A 12,679-nucleotide genomic window follows, 5' to 3' on the forward strand; every position below is an offset into this window, starting at 1 on the left:
AGCCGGAGGGGACGGATATTTACGGCACAGTCGCCATTCTTGCGGTTGCGGTACTCGCCTACGGCGCTACGGCGAATGCCTTCGAGCGAACGCCGTTCGCCGGCGCGTTCCTGTTCACGGCCGCCGGTCTGGCGCTCGGGCCTGCGGGTCTTTCGCTCCTCAACGCCGATGTGGAAGCCGAAGTGCTGCGCACGCTTGCCGAACTTGCGCTGGCGTTCGTCCTGTTCACCGATGCCGCGAACACAGACATGGCGGAACTGCGCCACAGCCTTTCGCTTCCCCGGCGGCTGCTTCTCGTAGGCCTGCCGCTTGTCATCGCGGCGGGCATCGTTCCCGGATATCTGCTTTTTCCCGAACTTGGGCTTGCCGGTGTCGCGGTGCTGGCCATCGCGCTGGCACCTACCGATGCGGCACTCGGCAAGGCGGTGGTCACGGACCGCGCCGTGCCGATCCGCATCAGGACCGCGCTGAATGTGGAAAGCGGGCTGAACGACGGGATCTGCGTGCCCTTCTTCCTTGTGGCGCTTGCCGTGGTCATGGAAACGGTGGAGCCGCAGGCCCTCGGGCAATATGCTCTCAAGGTCGCGGTTGCCCAAATCGGCATTGGCGTCGGCATCGGGCTGGTCTTCAGCCTGCTTGCGGTTCACGCCATCGGCGCCTGTTCGGCACGCGGGTGGATCTCCGGAAGCTGGAATCAGGTGCTCGTGCCGGCACTCGCGCTTGCCTGCTTCGCAACCTCGCAATGGGCGGGCGGCAGCGGCTTCATCGCCTGTTTCGTCGCGGGGCTGGCGTTCGGCGCGCTTGAAAAGCAGCACAAGGACCCGCTGCTGGAGGCGGCGGAAGGGCTTGGCGATGCTCTGGCGCTTTGCCTGTGGGTGCTTTTCGGCGCAGTCGTGGTCGGTCCGCTCATGGGGCAACTGACATGGAAGGCCGCGATTTATGCGGCGCTAAGCCTCACCGTCGTGCGCATGGTTCCCGTCCGGCTCGGCCTCAAGGGGAGAATGCCCGGCGCAAAGGAAAAGCTATTTATCGGCTGGTTCGGCCCGCGCGGGCTCGCCAGCATCGTGTTCGCGGTCATGGCGATCGACGCCGACATGCCGGGAAATGAAACGATCAGCCTTGTGGTCTCCGTCACGATCCTCATGAGCGTTATCGCGCACGGGCTTAGCGCGAAGCCCCTGTCGCGGCTGCTCGAGGAGGGGGAGAGGAGGGAGACGGATACGGCTGAGGGTTTGTGAAGGCAGAGCCAAGGGCCTTCGGAAACATCAGCGGGATCGTCTGGAACAAACGTCAGATCATTGTCGATCATCGGTCTGAAGGAGGAATCGGCATACGTTGAAACGAATGACTGCTTTGCGCCTTCAAAACAGTCATTCGAGTTTCCAGTCATGTTTCCCGAAAGCAGTCGTTTGTTGCAACTTGAACGAATGACCACAAAGGATGGGGAGCGGTTGTTCGCTGCGCTGAACACGAGCGATCATGATGCGCAGGAAGCGGAATTTACGAAGCCAAAGAGTTTCAAGCGTAGCGCAGGGCTCAACCCGTCCAAAAAGGTCATTCAACCTTACAAGCAGCGCACATCTTCTTGTAGTGGTCCTTCCCAACCTCTTTGATGAACTTGATGCCCGCATCAGCCGCGCGGATAGCTTCCTCCAGCGTGAGGTCTGGCAGAGTGCCAAGACCGTCGATTGTACCGTGTGACTCGATTTGGATAAGGCGTTCCAGCGCGCGAATATCGAGCTTGTCTTTCACCGCTTCGTGGTGATCCCCAAGCGCTCCGGCGAAGCTGGCCTGCCCAGGGGAACAGAATGTCGCGAACATCTCCAGCAGCTTTCGCGTCGCGTTCGGAAGCAAGAACACATAGTCTGTCGACTTCTTATGCGCCGCATCCTGAACCAGGCTGAAAAGGTAGTGATACTCGCTGTCGAAATTCACCAACAGCCCGTGCATACGGGCCAGCGAAGTTATGCGGTCGTTCCCTTCTCCTGAGCTTCGACAGTCGAGAGACAGAAGCGCCGTCACCTTTTTAGTGTCCTCCCGTTTCTGGAGGTTTTGAAACTCGCGCTTCACCATGTTCATGAAGCTTGTGTTGTGGGTGAGAACAATGACCTGAGCACATTTCTTGGTCATGCGGGTCATTAAACTGTAGGCATAGGTCCGAGCGGCGGTATCGAGGCTCGAAATCGGATCGTCGATGACCAGCACCAGGTTTTCAAGTTTGCGGCCCTCAGCAGCCAGTTGGGTCAAGAAAAAGCAGAAGGAAACTGCCGTGCGTTCCCCTTCGCTCAGCTCTGTTGCAGGTTTCCCGCTTGGGCGAAGGATTTTGTATCCGCCATCCTCGGCAACAAGGCGAAGCTCTTTGTGCCCAAGGTAAGCCCAAATGAGTTCGTTCATCTTGTCCGCGCCAACCCCGTGATCTTGCAAATCGTTGCGAAGTTCCAACTGACGGCCGGAAAGGCCCTTCTCGTCTGTTTGCGCTGTTGTCAGTTCCGTCTCAGCGTCTTGCGCATCCTTCTGAAGACGATTCCACTCGCTTTGGTTCGTCGCCAAGACATGCGCTTCGATTTTGGTGAAGGCGTCTTTCTGCATTGCCGCGAAGCTCACAAAGTCATCGTTGTGCTTCTTCACGATCGCCGCCAAGGCAGCCTCGATGGTCGCATACTCCATAAGCCAGTGGTCGAGGTCAAAGTCTGCCAGCTCGCCCGTGACCAGCACTTCCTTCGTAGGATTCGCAACCCTTACTTCTAGGCCCTTGAGAAGCTCACCGACACACACACCAAGCTGCTTAATAGCGGTCTCCATAGACACTCGGGTCATGGTGAAAGCTTCGCGCTCGTCTATGGTAATTTCGGCTTTCTTGGGGATGGAACGGTAAAGCTCTCTCAGGGCTTGTTGGTGTTCCTGTCCGCGCTTCACGGCGTCTTCCAAGGCTCTCAATGCCTCGGTCCATGACTTGTCGAACAAAGTTTGGAGCTTAGCTCGGCGGTCTTCCGAGAATGGGTTACCGCAAAGTAGACAGTCCGTTAAACTATGCTCGTTATGATAGTGAAGCCCCTTCTCGACCCAGCGAAGAGCATCCGAATGAGCTTCGAACGCTTTCAGGGCGATGCCGGAAACACTCTGGGTGAGGAGTGACTGACCGGCCTTGAACCAGTCGGCCAAACCGTCCGGAAGGCTCGGGGAAAAAACAAGGGTTGGCAGCGGCTCACGCTGATTAAGCACACCTTGGTGCTTCTTAAGGTCATCTTCGGACAGCTTTTTTTCCGCGCCGAAGTATGCTTTCGAATAGTGCCCTTGAATTTTTCGCGCGTCGTAGGACTGCGTGTAATTGCTCGACGACGCCAACTCACGGATATTTCGAGCCACTCTAGTTTTAAATTCTGACAAGTTCTTGTCAGCTTTAGCCTTCGCCTTCTCCTTTGCCTTGGTCTTTTGCTTTGCCGCTGAAAGTCGCGGGACTATCTCGTCGAACTCTTTTCGGGCATCGACCTTCTTTTCGCTCAGATAGGCAATCCCCTTCGTGCTGCTTGAATCCCACTCAAAGTTTCTGGAAACGAAGTCTGTATTGAAAACCAGCAGGTTATTCCCGAAAGGGTTAGAAATAGGGTCTTGTGTAACGGTCGTGCCGTCTGACGCTTCTACTTTGAAAGCGGTTTCAGTTGGCAATCGCTCTTCCAAGCTTCCCCTCTGCATCGAAGAAAATACCCTCGACAGGGTAGTTTTCCCCGATCCGTTGAACCCATAAATCAAAGTGCGAGGCGCCAAATGTAGGTCAGCGGCAGCGGCAAAATCTTTCCAAACTCCAGCCTGCTTTAGCTCGGCAATTCGACTGATGATCACCTTCAATTGTCCAGAAGTAGATATTAATGAAGAGTTGTACAGATGTTATCAGCAACTTCCGCCAATGCAAGACTGGAGCATTTTGCGTCCGCGACGAATGCCCGCTTTTAATCCTTGGTTCGCTTTACCAATGTATTTTCCAAGGTCTTGCTGAACGGTAGCTACAAATTCCTTCCGGACCTTTGCTCCGTCAGGTCCTAATGCACGTTAGGCAGAATGCCACAGCGGGCCCGCTGTGTGGGAATGTCTGCATCCTTGACTTTACCGACGAAACCTATCCGTCAGAAGTCGGCTCCACTCCGGCCAGTCGTCCGCATTGCAGCAAGAGACCGCGTCCTGCCCATTAGGCACTTTGAATTTGATCCAGGCACTATCCGCTTTGGGGCACGCGCGGAGATAATCCAGGGTTCCCGCCGGAGCATCCTGCTCTCAGGTAACTGCACCCAACCGCAGCGCCCCACACGCATGGCTTCGGGCCTCGGGAGACTCAGGCCCGGCGGCATCAGGGCTGAAGGTTCGGTCAGCCATCGTCGCCGAAATGCTTTAACGCGGCCCGCGCGACCTCATCGCCCCATTCCTGCACGAAATGCCCGGCATCTTTCAGGATCATCGGCTCGGGGCAGCCGCGTATGGTCTTGCGAAGTTCGCTCATGACCGGCACGCCCAACACCGGGTCTTTCGCGCCGATGGCCATGAAGCTCTCGCCCTGCCATTCGTTCTGCCAGAAATGCCGCGCGCGCTTCGCCGTTTCGATGCCGTCCATGCCCGCCTCAATCATCACCAATTGCGGAAACCGGCGAACGCCCGCCTTGTAGCGCCGATCCGGAAACGGCGCTTCATAGGCCTGCGCCTCAGCGTCGCTCAGGTGCGGGCAGGCCCGCTTCATCAGTGCGGCGCAATCCATGTCGGGCCGGCTTGCCACATAGTCTTTCCAGGCCTGAAAACCGGCGCCAAGGCTCTCTCCAACCGGGATCGCCGTGTTCATGACGATCAGCCGTGAAAACCTGCCGGGCATATCCATCGGCAGGGTCAGGCCCAGAATTCCGCCCCAGTCCTGCACCACCAGCGTGATGTTTTGAAGATCCAGCTTCTCGATGAAGGCAAGCATCATGTCGCGATGAAAATCGAAGCTGTAGACCCCATCATCGACCGGCTTGTCGGAGCGCCCGAAGCCCAGCCAGTCCGGCGCGAGCACGCGCGCGCCGGAACTTTCGAATACCGGTATCATGCGCCGGTACAAATAGGCCCATGTCGGTTCGCCCGGCAGGCACAGGAACGTGCGCGGCGCATCCTGCGCGCCCTCGTCCACATAATGCACCCGAAGCCCCTCATAACCCGTAAGGTCCTCCACATAGTGCGGCGCGAAGCCATAACCGGGCAGGTCGGCAAAGCGGTCGTCCCGCGTTCTCAATACGTCCATGAGCCACCTTTCGCCGCTGCTTCGAAGATTGCCGTCGTGTCTGTCCGGAGCTTCGCCCGCAATCCTGCCAACGTCCAGACCGGCATGGCAATTCGAGGGGCCTCGCCATACGGTTCGGGACGTGCCAACGTGACGTGAAATGCCGAATCTTTCCTGCCTTCCAGGAAGCGGCGGCGGAAATGCGATGGCCCTGGACGTCCTGATCATTCTCACGGTACTCGCGACCGGCGCCTTGCTGTGGCTGCCGGGGGTGAAGAACGCCGCGGCATGGCGCGCCGCGGTGACGCCGCTCGCCTCGATCATCGGCAGCGGGTTCCTCGTGCTGGGGCCGATACTGGATTTCGCGTACGGAAAGTGGGCGCCGGCCGCCATGGCGGGCCTCTGCGTCATCGCGTATCTGCTCGGATCGGCGATCCGCTACAATATCGTCCATCAGCAAGGGGCCGGCGGCACGAAACTGACGCGCGGGGTCGACGTGGCTTCATCGGCGGTGCTTGCCTTCGCCTATGTCATTTCCGTTGCCTATTATCTCAACCTGTTCGGCGCTTTCGGCCTCAGCCTCGTCGTGGAAGCCAATCCGTCCAGCGCAAGGCTGCTGACATCGGCGGTGTTTGCGGTGATCCTGTTTTTCGGATGGACCGGGGGTTTCAAATCCCTCGAGGGCCTCGAATACGCGTCGGTTTCCCTCAAGCTCGCGATCATCGCGGGCTTGCTGATCGGCCTGGGAGAATACTTCTTCGAAAAGACGGCGAACGGCGAACTTGTGCTCAACGACATGAACCGGCACGGCTGGGCCGGGCTGACGCTGGCGTTCGGGCTGATCATCACCGTTCAGGGGTTCGAAACGTCACGCTACCTCGGCGGCGAATACAACGCGCAAGTGCGCGCTCGCTCCATGCGCCTGGCACAGCTGCTTTCAACCCTCATCTACATGATCTACATCGTGCTTCTCGCCTATATCTTCAAGCGCGGCGACCTGAAGCTCAGCGAGACCGCGATCGTCGACATGACGCGGGTGGTTGCTGCGATCCTGCCGTTTTTCCTCGTGGCGGCGGCTCTTGCCGCGCAGTTCAGCGCCGCCGTCGCCGACACCAGCGGCTCTGGCGGGCTGGTCGAGGAATTCACGGGGGGCAAGGTCAGCCAGCGCGGCGGATATGCGATTTTGGTCGTTATCGGGCTGGCGATCACCTGGTCTTCCAGCGTGTTCCAGATCATCAGCTACGCATCCAGGGCTTTCGCGATGTACTACTGCCTGCAGGCGTTTATCGCGGCGATCCTGGCAAGGAAAGAAGGGGCATCCTTGCGCTTCGCGCTCTATTCATGCCTCTCGCTCCTCAGCCTTGCCATTGTCATATTCGGCACATCCGTGGAGAACGGAACCGGCTGAAGCTCCAATGCCCGATGCCTGGCACGTGGGGCAGTCGCACGGAAACTCCAAAATGAGAACAATTGTCACATTTATGGTAGTATTTATTGTGAACCACAAATCAAGAGTTTAGAAGACATCACTTTATAGTTGCATAATCATATTTATCTATAAGAAAAATAGTTATCTATCTGGTTTAAATGCTTCATTTGCCTTGAAATAAACTTGATGTGCGCTGATGAAATTGCACAATAGGCGTGTAGCCTTGAGATTGTTCTATATCAGGTCGATTTCCTGAATATGCGCTTGCCGCCAAATCCTATCCGGATTTGGCACGGCAACCGTCAGGCGCGAGGGGATGCCGATGGAGAGCATTCCATTAACACGCAGTGCCTTCGTCCTGCCGTTCACCAACGTCCTGAACGAGGCGGGGGCGCCGACGGTTGCGCTTTTGTCCGAATTCCACTTGCCGACCCACCTTGAAGACAAGTCCGATTGCTACCTGCCGCTATTTCCGGTCCTGCGCTTTGTCTCCACGGCCGAGCTTTCGCAAGGCATCAGGGACATCGGCTTCCTTGCCGGCCGGCGCCTGAGCTTCGAAACGCTGACCGGGCAGTCCCGGGCGCTGGTTCTTCATTCGCCTACACTGTTTGTCGCGCTGAAAAACGTGTGCAGGTTCGCCCGGGTCGAAGACAGTTCACTGCGTGTCCGGCTAATCCGGCATGAGGGCGACTTGAGAATTTGCTACACGAATATCGCCCCGAGAGCCGACCATATGCCGCATCTGGAGCATGCGCAGTGGATCCAGAACCTGATGACGATCTACATCATCCGGCAATTCGCGGGCCCCGACTGGGCGCCGGCGACCTTCGCCTTTCAATCCCTCTACACTCCCCACGCGGAGACGCTGTCGCGATGGCCCCGCACGCGCTTCCTGCGGGGAGAGAAAACGACCTGGCTCGACATTCCTCTGGAGCAGCTCAGCCTGCCGATCCGGGCAAGATGCCGTGCGCCGCGCCGATCGGCGGACCGGGTTCAGCCCATCGACACGGATTTCATCAGCACCTTCAAACTGATGCTCGCGACGTATCTGGACGAGCATGTGCCCACCATCGCCGAAGCGGCGGAAATCCTGGGAACGAGCGTCCGCAGCCTGCAGCGCGAACTTTCCCACGCGGGTTTGACCTACACACGCCTGCTCGACCACATCCGCTTTGAAAAAAGCGCCCGGATGCTCAGGGAAACCGATGCCAAGATCATCGACGTGGCCTATGCCGCCGGTTATGCCAGCCCCTCTCATTTTTCCCGCGCATTCCACCGAATTGCCGGCGTGACGCCACGCGAGTTTCGCGGCAAGACGGCGCATGCCGGCTGATTTTTTGTCGCGGTTTTGCAGGTTTTTGCCCGTGGGCTACCAGGCGATTTGAATTTTGGCGCGTCATGGACATACAGCAGGACAATTTGCCCTTAGGCTGTTGCCAAATCGAAGAACAGGAGGGGTCCGCAGCCCTCCAGATGCGCCATGATCGCCAACCCGAGACCCTCTCGCCAGGCCATTCGCGCGGCAATCGCCGGATTGCTGCCGAACGGGGACGCTTCCGTGCATCGTACGGCGCGAAAACTCGGCCTCAGCGCCCGGTCGCTGCAACGTTATCTCGCCGAGACGGGTACCAGCCACAGCGAACTCGTTTCCGACGTCCGCATCAAGAGGGCCTGCCACCTGCTCGCGAAGTCCAACAGGCGGATATGCGATATCGCCACGCGTTTGGGCTTTGCGAACGCAAGCAGCTTCAGCCGCGCCTTCATGCGGCAGATGAACATGCAACCCCGCGCCTACAGGTATCAGCAGAAATCGGGCAGGCAATGCGATTGCGCAAACCGCACCCCTGTCAGGAAATTGCCTGCACGCCCACGGGCGGACTGATTGGCACGAAATGGTAAGACGCCGTGGCGCGATCGGTTCATTTTCAGCGAATAGAGACACGCTCGACGGAGCGTATGGCGACTTTGCATCCAGGCAGGCAGCGCCGCCACCCCGGTGATCCCTGCAAGATTTCCAGGGCAGCTGCCAGTGAGAAACAACGCTCCGCCACGCAACCCGTTTCGCATCGGCCCCATAGTCGGATACGTCTGAAGGAGAAGTGACATGCTTAAGGTCTCAGCCAATTTGACGAAGATCGTTTTGGGTGCCGCACTCATTGCCGGTACTCCAGCGCTGGCCCTGGCGGATTGCGCGGAAGATATCGCAAAGGTCGAGACGGCTCTTGGAAATGCGGACAGACAATATGAAGAAAGCCAGATCGAGACGATGAGCCAGCTCGTCACGCAGGCCAAGCAACAGCACGAGGCTGGCAACGAGGAGCAATGCCAGGAGACCATCAATCAAGCGATGTCTTTGGGCGAAGTTCAGTGACCTTACCGTCGGTGCAAGCCGACGCCTGAAAGCCCCTGACGAACCTGGACCGCGCGCATGATCAGGCCGATGCGGCGCGCAGCCAGGCAGGCCAGGGGCCTTCAACCGTTTCCCGACGATACTCCGACCACAAATGAGAACCGCTCCCGCAGCATGCACGCATGCGGCTGTGTCACGTTTCATCGTCCGACCCTGCTTCGGACCGGGCCTTGCCGGATTTCGCGGCGTCCGCGCTTGAAGTTTCCTTTGAAACCACGGGAAGAAAGATAGTCACCGCGAACATGGGCGGCAGGGCGCTGAACATGTGGCACTTCAGGCTGGAAAGAGCCGTTGCCCGATTACATCGGAAAACCCGCCCGCGCTTCTCGCAATCCACATATCTCTGCGCTAGAACGCGTGCCATGACCGATCCAGCACACGCCTATACCGTTCTGCTTGGCCTTGCCGGCATCCTCAACCCGATCGCGCTGCTGACCGGCGCCGTGCTCGGCTGGTATGCCGACCAGAAGCGCAAGATCGTGATCGCGGGCTTTGCCGCCGCGGTGGCGAGCCTTGTCATCGACGCGGTGATGAACCTTTCCGGCATCACGCCCATCGGCGGATACGAGGGGGGCGCGCTTGCCGTGTTTCCCGCGCGCTGGATCGGCGCAAGCCTTGTGGCGCTGGTGGTATTCGCGCTCAGGCGGCAGCTGATCCGCAAGAGCTGATCCGGACCGGAAGCGGCAGGTGGCAGCGTCGATTGCGCTGCGTTAAGTTCGATCCCGGCGGCTGCCGTCATCCAGGTGGATGGCAAGGGTCAAGCCGCCGGAATCGCCTTGGCGCAAAAGACCGGAGGAATGCCGATGCCCCTCGACCCCGATGCCGTCGCCAGGATGGCACAGAACTACACCCAGGCCTGGAATTCCAAGACACCCGAAGCGGTCGCCTCGTTTTTCGCCGAGGACGGGCGGATCGTCATCAATCGGGGTGCGCCTTGGGAAGGCCGCACCGGGGTAAGGGATATGGCCGCCGGATTTTATGCAGACGTTCCCGACCTTTTCCTGACCTGCGACGAGATACGCTGCGCGGGCACGCACGCCGTCTACGTCTGGACGTTCACCGGCACTCACGCGGCGAGCGGCAACCCGCTGAAGGTGCGTGGCTGGGAGGAATGGGACCTTGGTGACGATCTCAAGGTCAAATCCTCGCGCGGCTGGTTCGACGCCGACGACTACGCAAGGCAGGCAGAGGGGCGCTGAGGCGCCTTCGTGAGAAGAGATCGACTTAGAATCAATATATTGACTGTTCTGCGCGATTTCCGCTTCAGGTCTGGCCGCGTATGCCCCGGCCCAAGAGCCAGTCCCTGACGGTTCGCACCGGCTTTGGCGGATCCTTGAGAGACAGGAGGTGAAAGTCCTGTCCGCCGTGCATTTCAGCGTTCACCGGCTGCACGAGGCGGCCCGAAGCCAGTTCCCGCTCCACCAGAAAGCGGCTCGCAAGCGCCACGCCCTGGCCGGCAAGGGCGGCGTCTATGCTCAATGTGGTCTGGTTGAAACGCACGCCCTTGAGGCGGATATCCGTCTTCCTGCCGAAGGCTTTCTCAATGAAGCGCGGCCAGAGATCATGCGTGTCGAACAGGACGAGTTCCGAAAGCCGCTCCAGCGACATCTCGCTTTCGTGTTCCTGCAGAAGGGACGGCGAGCAGACGGCGACGATCGATTGAGGAAATAGCAGGGTGGCATCGAGACTTGCGCCGAAGGGCGGGTTTCCCTGCCTGACCGCAAGGTCGATACCGTCCGCGCGGAAGCTCATGACCGCTTCCGTCGCAAGCACGCGAAGGTCGATATCGGGATGGGCGGCCGTAAACTCCGGCAGTCGATTGATCAGCCATTTCGAGGCGAAGGTGGGGGTTACGCTGATCGTCACGCCTGACGGCCGGGGGCGCAAAAGGGCGGTTGCCTCCCGCATTTCCTGAAAGGCGGTTGAGATATGCCGGTGATAGAGGCGTCCTGAATCCGTCATCGCAAGGCCTCTGGCCTCTCGCGCGAAGAGGCGGATGCCGAGACGAGCCTCGAGCGCACGAACATGCTGGGCGACCGCGCTTTGCGTCACGCCAAGCTCCTCCGCCGCAGAACGGAAGCTCAGGTGCCGGCCCGCGGCCTCGAAGGCGCGCAGCGAATTAAGCGGCGGAAGCGGGAAATCGTGAGAATTCATCGATAGAATTTCTACAGGCTCTCGACAGGGATACTGGTTCGCCGGACTCTGGCACGGCTGGTACTCTCCAGACAAATATAGCGGCCATTGCGCCGGATATCGACCGGAAGAGAGATCACTCATGACTGTAGAAAAAGTAACGCTTGTCACGGCGGGCGGCAGCGGCATGGGCGCTGATGCGGCCAGGCGCCTGGCGAAAGACGGCTTTCGCGTCGGCATTCTTTCCTCCTCCGGCAAAGGCGAAGCGCTGGCCGAGGAGCTTGGCGGCTTCGGCATGACGGGCTCGAACCTTGAGCCGGACGATCTGAAACGTTTCGTCGATCAGGCGGTCGAGCGGTGGGGCAGGGTGGACGTGCTGGTGAATTCCGCAGGCCACGGCCCGAAGGGCGAGGTGCTGGAGATCAACGACGAGGGCTGGCGCCTCGGCATGGATGTCTATCTCTTGAACGTCATCCGTCCGGCGCGGCTCGTCACCCCCCTCATGCAGGCGCAAGGGGGAGGCTCGATCATCAACATCTCGACCTTCGCCGCCTTCGAACCGGACCCGAATTTCCCGACCTCGGGCGTGTTCCGCGCAGGCCTTGCGGCATTCACCAAGCTTTATGCCGACAAATACGCGCCCGACAACATCCGCATGAACAACGTCCTGCCGGGCTATATCGACAGCCTGCCGGAAAAGGACGAACGCAGGAACAAGATACCCATGGGGCGCTACGGCAGGATGAAGGAAATCTCTTCCCTCATCTCATGGCTGGCATCGGAGGGCGGGGGATACATGACCGGCCAGAACCTGCGCGTCGACGGAGGGATGACACGTGCCGTCTGACGCGCAAACCGTGGAAACGGGAGGAACCGGGGGAACGGAAAAGCTGACGTTTTGCCTCAAATGGGCGTCGTCCATCCTCCAGATATTCGCCTATGGAGCGACCAGCTTCGGACTTACGCCGCTGAATATCTACCTCTTCGTGATCGGCGTGGTCGGCTGGTTCGCCGTCGGCATCCTGTGGAAGGACCGTGCGATCATGCTGATCCACTTCGTCGCGTTCATCGCGCTGGTGGCGGGAATTTCCGCAAGCTGAACTGCTGAAACGGATGGCCGCAAGCGTCAGCTTCCGGTCTTCCATTCCTCGAAGAGATCGGCGTTCGGGCAATAGCCCGGCGCGCGGTCGGCGCCGCCTTCATGCTCCGACAGCCAGGTCTCGCAATTGCCCGGCTGCGAGCAGCCCATGCAGCGCGTCGCCGCCCTGCGCAACTGCATGTCCGCCTGGAACGTGTTTGGAATGTGATCCAGGGCACCCACGGTTTCCATCATGCGGCCCATCAGGCGTGCGCGGGTGTTCATCTTGTCGAAATAGCCCATATTCGTTCCCCTTTGAATCGAGCAGCCCTGGACGACGGACCGAAATTCAGGAGCCTAGAATAGTTGCGCGGAAAACCATTTCCTTGA

13 protein-coding genes are annotated in these 12,679 nt (G+C 59.3%); 9 read left to right on the top strand and 4 right to left on the bottom strand.

From position 1 onward, the window contains the following. Positions 1-35: 35 nt before the first annotated feature. Positions 36-1,238, top strand: a complete 1,203-nt coding sequence (locus GR183_RS04600) for a cation:proton antiporter (RefSeq protein WP_312846789.1) — start codon at positions 36-38, stop codon at positions 1,236-1,238. A gap of 316 nt (positions 1,239-1,554) precedes the next feature. Here GR183_RS04600 and GR183_RS04605 read toward each other — a convergent pair whose 3' ends face one another. Together GR183_RS04605 and GR183_RS04610 are read right to left on the bottom strand one after the other, a co-directional pair. Next, the gene (locus GR183_RS04605; RefSeq protein ID WP_160774426.1) at positions 1,555-3,840 is read right to left on the bottom strand and encodes an AAA family ATPase; all 2,286 of its coding nucleotides are present in this window, start codon (positions 3,838-3,840) and stop codon (positions 1,555-1,557) included. Positions 3,841-4,360: 520 nt separating this feature from the next. Next, positions 4,361-5,260 (bottom strand): haloalkane dehalogenase, encoded by a 900-nt coding sequence (locus GR183_RS04610; protein WP_160774427.1) that lies wholly within the window; start codon positions 5,258-5,260, stop codon positions 4,361-4,363. A gap of 184 nt (positions 5,261-5,444) precedes the next feature. On the opposite strand from GR183_RS04610, the gene GR183_RS04615 reads away from it, so the two are divergent. The 6 genes from GR183_RS04615 (at position 5,445) to GR183_RS04640 (ending at position 10,277) form a co-directional block, all read left to right on the top strand. Then, complete coding sequence (locus GR183_RS04615) at positions 5,445-6,647, top strand: Aq_097 family APC-type transporter (protein WP_160774428.1); 1,203 nt, start codon at positions 5,445-5,447, stop codon at positions 6,645-6,647. A 343-nt stretch (positions 6,648-6,990) separates the two neighbouring features. After that, positions 6,991-8,001 (top strand): helix-turn-helix transcriptional regulator, encoded by a 1,011-nt coding sequence (locus tag GR183_RS04620; RefSeq protein ID WP_160774429.1) that lies wholly within the window; start codon positions 6,991-6,993, stop codon positions 7,999-8,001. Positions 8,002-8,148: 147 nt separating this feature from the next. Continuing rightward, complete coding sequence (locus GR183_RS04625) at positions 8,149-8,550, top strand: helix-turn-helix domain-containing protein (protein WP_160774430.1); 402 nt, start codon at positions 8,149-8,151, stop codon at positions 8,548-8,550. 222 nt (positions 8,551-8,772) lie between these two features. Then, on the top strand, positions 8,773-9,039 hold the full coding sequence (locus GR183_RS04630; protein WP_160774431.1) for a hypothetical protein: 267 nt from the start codon (positions 8,773-8,775) through the stop codon (positions 9,037-9,039). Between the two features lie 401 nt (positions 9,040-9,440). After that, complete coding sequence (locus GR183_RS04635) at positions 9,441-9,746, top strand: phosphatidylglycerophosphatase (RefSeq protein ID WP_160774432.1); 306 nt, start codon at positions 9,441-9,443, stop codon at positions 9,744-9,746. Positions 9,747-9,881: 135 nt separating this feature from the next. Continuing rightward, the gene (locus GR183_RS04640; protein ID WP_160774433.1) at positions 9,882-10,277 is read left to right on the top strand and encodes an ester cyclase; all 396 of its coding nucleotides are present in this window, start codon (positions 9,882-9,884) and stop codon (positions 10,275-10,277) included. Between the two features lie 64 nt (positions 10,278-10,341). On the opposite strand, the gene GR183_RS04645 is transcribed toward GR183_RS04640, so the two are convergent. After that, the gene (locus GR183_RS04645; protein ID WP_160774434.1) at positions 10,342-11,232 is read right to left on the bottom strand and encodes a LysR substrate-binding domain-containing protein; all 891 of its coding nucleotides are present in this window, start codon (positions 11,230-11,232) and stop codon (positions 10,342-10,344) included. 121 nt (positions 11,233-11,353) lie between these two features. On the opposite strand from GR183_RS04645, the gene GR183_RS04650 reads away from it, so the two are divergent. Both GR183_RS04650 and GR183_RS04655 read left to right on the top strand, forming a co-directional pair. Beyond that, the gene (locus GR183_RS04650) at positions 11,354-12,058 is read left to right on the top strand and encodes an SDR family oxidoreductase (RefSeq protein WP_160774435.1); all 705 of its coding nucleotides are present in this window, start codon (positions 11,354-11,356) and stop codon (positions 12,056-12,058) included. Continuing rightward, a complete protein-coding gene (locus GR183_RS04655) occupies positions 12,048-12,311 on the top strand; it encodes a DUF6552 family protein (protein ID WP_208999750.1) in 264 nt (87 codons plus the stop codon). The genes GR183_RS04650 and GR183_RS04655 overlap by 11 nt, the downstream gene beginning before the upstream one ends. Before the next feature lie 26 nt (positions 12,312-12,337). Here GR183_RS04655 and GR183_RS04660 read toward each other — a convergent pair whose 3' ends face one another. Continuing rightward, positions 12,338-12,592 (bottom strand): DUF6455 family protein, encoded by a 255-nt coding sequence (locus tag GR183_RS04660; protein WP_160774436.1) that lies wholly within the window; start codon positions 12,590-12,592, stop codon positions 12,338-12,340. Positions 12,593-12,679: the final 87 nt, after the last annotated feature.

The sequence above is a fragment of the Stappia sediminis genome, assembly GCF_009826895.1.
In the GTDB taxonomy this organism is placed as follows: domain Bacteria; phylum Pseudomonadota; class Alphaproteobacteria; order Rhizobiales; family Stappiaceae; genus Hongsoonwoonella; species Hongsoonwoonella sediminis.

Bases quoted from the DNA above. Each gene is read 5' to 3' on its own strand.
- GR183_RS04610 (WP_160774427.1), bottom strand. From the start codon at position 5,260: ATGGACGTATTGAGAACGCGGGACGACCGCTTTGCCGACCTGCCCGGT.
- GR183_RS04615 (WP_160774428.1), top strand. From the start codon at position 5,445: ATGGCCCTGGACGTCCTGATCATTCTCACGGTACTCGCGACCGGCGCC.
- GR183_RS04620 (WP_160774429.1), top strand. From the start codon at position 6,991: ATGGAGAGCATTCCATTAACACGCAGTGCCTTCGTCCTGCCGTTCACC.
- GR183_RS04625 (WP_160774430.1), top strand. From the start codon at position 8,149: ATGATCGCCAACCCGAGACCCTCTCGCCAGGCCATTCGCGCGGCAATC.
- GR183_RS04630 (WP_160774431.1), top strand. From the start codon at position 8,773: ATGCTTAAGGTCTCAGCCAATTTGACGAAGATCGTTTTGGGTGCCGCA.
- GR183_RS04635 (WP_160774432.1), top strand. From the start codon at position 9,441: ATGACCGATCCAGCACACGCCTATACCGTTCTGCTTGGCCTTGCCGGC.
- GR183_RS04640 (WP_160774433.1), top strand. From the start codon at position 9,882: ATGCCCCTCGACCCCGATGCCGTCGCCAGGATGGCACAGAACTACACC.
- GR183_RS04645 (WP_160774434.1), bottom strand. From the start codon at position 11,232: ATGAATTCTCACGATTTCCCGCTTCCGCCGCTTAATTCGCTGCGCGCC.
- GR183_RS04650 (WP_160774435.1), top strand. From the start codon at position 11,354: ATGACTGTAGAAAAAGTAACGCTTGTCACGGCGGGCGGCAGCGGCATG.
- GR183_RS04660 (WP_160774436.1), bottom strand. From the start codon at position 12,592: ATGGGCTATTTCGACAAGATGAACACCCGCGCACGCCTGATGGGCCGC.